This is a genomic window from Mycobacterium angelicum (genome assembly GCF_002086155.1).
Lineage (GTDB): Bacteria > Actinomycetota > Actinomycetes > Mycobacteriales > Mycobacteriaceae > Mycobacterium > Mycobacterium angelicum.
Map to the genome: position 1 here is coordinate 1 of NZ_MVHE01000228.1, position 862 is coordinate 862.

The 862-nt window shown below is 70.9% G+C and carries 1 protein-coding gene; it reads left to right on the forward strand.

Annotated features, from left to right (window positions below):
* Nucleotides 1–30: 30 nt before the first annotated feature.
* Nucleotides 31–862 (forward strand): hypothetical protein (locus tag BST12_RS29140; RefSeq protein WP_425437431.1); only part of this gene is annotated, 832 nt, incomplete at its 3' end.

Sequence of the window (862 nt, forward strand, 5' to 3'; positions counted from 1 at the left end):
GCCCCGGCCCTACAAGGCGCCCTCAACGCCTTGATCACGGCAGGTCAGAACTTCGCGGCGGGCTTGAGCGCGGTCTTCCCCGCCCTGTCGGCCAGCTTCTCGGCCACCTTCCCGACGTTGTCGGCGGCCTTCAACGCCACCCTCAGCGCCGCGCTGTCGGGCAGCCTGCCGGCCTTCCAGGCCAGCCTGTCGGGTTTGAGCGCGGCGTTTAACGCCGCAGTGAGCGCCGCGCTGTCGGGTGCCCCCGCCCTACAAGGCGCCCTCAACGCCTTGATCACGGCAGGTCAGAACTTCGCCGCCGGATTCAGCGCCATCTTCCCCGCCCTGTCGGCCAGCTTCTCGGCCACCTTCCCGGCGTTGTCGGCGGCGTTCAACGCCACCCTGAGCGCCGCACTCTCGGGCAGCCTGCCGGCCTTCAAGGCCAGCCTGTCGGGTTTGAGCGCGGCGTTTAACGCCGCATTGAACGCCGCGCTCTCGGGCGCCCCGGCGCTACAAGGCGCGTTGAGCGCACTGCTGACGGCGGGGCAGAACTTCACGGCCGGCTTGAGCGCGGTCTTCCCCGCCCTGTCGGCCAGCTTCTCGGCCACCTTCCCGACGTTGTCGGCGGCCTTCAACGCCACCCTCAGCGCCGCGCTGTCGGGCAGCCTGCCGGCCTTCCAGGCCAGCCTGTCGGGTTTGAGCGCGGCGTTTAACGCCGCAGTGAGCGCCGCGCTGTCGGGCGCCCCCGCGCTACAAGGCGCGTTGAGCGCACTGCTGACGGCGGGGCAGAACTTCACGGCCGGCTTGAGCGCGGTCTTCCCCGCGCTATCGGCCAGCTTCTCGGCCACCTTCCCCGCCCTCTCGGCGGCCTTCAACGCCACCC